The organism is bacterium, from assembly GCA_035945995.1.
Taxonomy (GTDB): Bacteria; Sysuimicrobiota; Sysuimicrobiia; order Sysuimicrobiales; family Segetimicrobiaceae; genus DASSJF01.
This window is the reverse complement of the sequence record DASYZR010000081.1, coordinates 1-2,104: the sequence shown is the minus strand read 5'-3', so window position 1 is coordinate 2,104 and position 2,104 is coordinate 1. Positions and strand designations below refer to the sequence as shown.

The 2,104-nt window shown below is 69.1% G+C and carries 2 protein-coding genes and 1 pseudogene; 1 reads left to right on the top strand and 2 read right to left on the bottom strand.

The window, feature by feature from the left end; all coding sequences use genetic code 11:
- Both VGZ23_08540 and VGZ23_08535 read right to left on the bottom strand, forming a co-directional pair.
- On the bottom strand, window positions 1-471 hold a 471-nt coding region (locus VGZ23_08540), incomplete at its 3' end, for an MBL fold metallo-hydrolase (GenBank protein ID HEV2357641.1).
- 49 nt (window positions 472-520) lie between these two features.
- Window positions 521-1,708 carry a VLRF1 family aeRF1-type release factor gene (locus VGZ23_08535; GenBank protein HEV2357640.1) on the bottom strand — a complete coding sequence of 396 codons (1,188 nt, stop codon included), beginning with the start codon at window positions 1,706-1,708 and terminating at the stop codon, window positions 521-523.
- Between the two features lie 182 nt (window positions 1,709-1,890).
- On the opposite strand from VGZ23_08535, the pseudogene VGZ23_08530 reads away from it, so the two are divergent.
- Window positions 1,891-2,104: pseudogene (locus tag VGZ23_08530) on the top strand (cell division protein FtsH).

Below are 2,104 nucleotides of genomic sequence, written 5' to 3'. Positions count from 1 at the left end.
TCGCCACCCGCTGCCGTCCAGCACGGCGACACGCGCGCGTCGAAGGGCGGGGAGGGCGGGGTCGATCTTGCAATAATCGGAGAAGTACGCCAGCACGTCGTTCACCAAGTATCCCCACGTTCGCCCGGCATGCGGCACGGGCACGGCTTCAAAACGGTGGCCCATCACGGTGATGACGCCGGGCCGTCGGGGAACAACGACGCGCGTGGAGGCCGGCAGGGCGCCGAGTCCGCCCGCCGCGTCCCGGTGACGATGCGTCAGTACGACCGCGGCAATGTCGTCCAGGGAGAGCCCGACCGAGGCGAGGAGTCCGCCGATCGAGGGCCCCGCATCGATGAGGATCCGGCGGTCGATCAGGAGTGCCGACGGAAACCGCCGGTCGCGCGGGTTCTTGGAGCGGCACTGCGGACAATTATGACCCTGCCGCGGAAGCGGCAACGCGCTCCCCGTGCCTAGGAACAGAATCTCCATCAAGACGCGTCGGTCAGCGGCGCCCCATGCTCCACTGCCGAGTGGTCAACTACGCCCCGCGGCACATATTGACGGAGGTTGCTGGCGGATAGCGCAGCAATCCGCCGACCCCATCGGCGAGAGGCCTTGCGGCCTCGGCCCCTACCAACTCGAGCACGGCGCCGTACCGTCTCACCAGCGAGGGAAGCTCCCAAGGAAGCATGAGGCGCCGCATCTCTCCGCCACAGGCGGCACACGGCGCCGGTTTCATCCCGAGGGCGCCGCAGCGGGAGCACGTCCACGTCGTAGCCTGCATGTCCCGGTCGGCGACGACGACGCGGAGGTTGCCGGCGGCGAGGGCTTCCAGGGTGGCGGTCGCTCCCTCGACCCCGATGCCCTTCGGGCGGCGTTCCTGGGCGATTGATCGGACCAACCGGCGGTCCCGCGCGTGGCGATGCGCGAGCGCGACCGGGAGCACGCGGGCCTGGATCTGGGCAAGGGTGGCGTTAGGCGGTACGGCCACGGTGCCGATCACCGCCTCATGGAGGGACCGCGGGAGGAGCGCGGAGACCGCAACGGCGGCCTCCTTGTTTCCCGCGATGATGATTCGGTCGATGCTCTGCGCCGTGAGCCTGTGCGCCGCGGTCTCGGCGACGTGTCGCCAGAAGCGGCGGTACTGCGCGAGGACACGCGCCTCGTGCGCGTCCGATTGAATGCCGCGCCCCACGCCGGTGCCGACGCGACGGCTGGATGTGGCCAGCCGGCCGTACTTGAAGCGCCACTGCTCCGTGTCGAGGTCGAGCGTGATCTCGTCGACCACAGCGGTCCAACCGAGGTATGCGACGAGGAGCCGGGCGTGATCGTGAAAGACGAGCACGATGGCGTACGGCGCGTACTCGTGGATCGCCCAGAGGACCGGGACCGCATCCGGGGCCCCATACGCCAGGTGGTTCGGCAGCGGGAACGGCAGCGTGTAGATCTCCCATAGGCGCGGACCGGCGAAGAGGGCCAACCCCCGGCCTTCCTGGGGCATGGCGTCCACGTGCGCAAGCATCCGGCGCGCAACGGGCTCCGCGCGCTCGCGCGCCTCGGGGGATAATCGGCGAAGCAGGCGGCGGACCGCGTTATGCGTCCACACCCGGTAGGCAGGGTTCGGACGTTGATGCTCGGCCAAACTCGGGTCCGTGTTCAGCGAAAGCGAGAACACGTCGTCGCGGCCCGCTTTCACGATCTCGTTCAGCCGCTCCGCGTCCACCATGTCGTCTCCTCCAAGAGCTCCACGACTGTCGGGGACACCATCCGCTTGTACTCTACGCAGCGGCCGCCCGTGGTGCCATCCGGTGCGCATCGGATGACCGATGGGGCGCGAGCCCGATCCCTGCGGCCGTGTATGAGCAACATCCTCACGTTCGGGGGGGCAGCCAAAGTATGGTCCCCGGGCTGGCGCGGCGGACGCCGGGGTTCAACGGCGCGGATCTGGCAAACATGGTGAACGACGCGACGCTGCTCACGGCGCGGCAGGAGAAAGAGCGGATCGGCCGCGCGGGGTTGAACGAGGCGATCGAGCGAGTCGTCGCCGGTCCGCAGCGGAAGAGCCGGATCCTCTCACCGAAGGCGCGGAAACTCACGGCCTACCACGAGGCGGGACACGCTC

What these genes read in the sequence shown, in the direction of transcription:
- VGZ23_08535 (HEV2357640.1), bottom strand. Translation starts at nt 1,708, where the DNA reads ATGGTGGACGCGGAGCGGCTGAACGAGATCGTGAAAGCGGGCCGCGAC.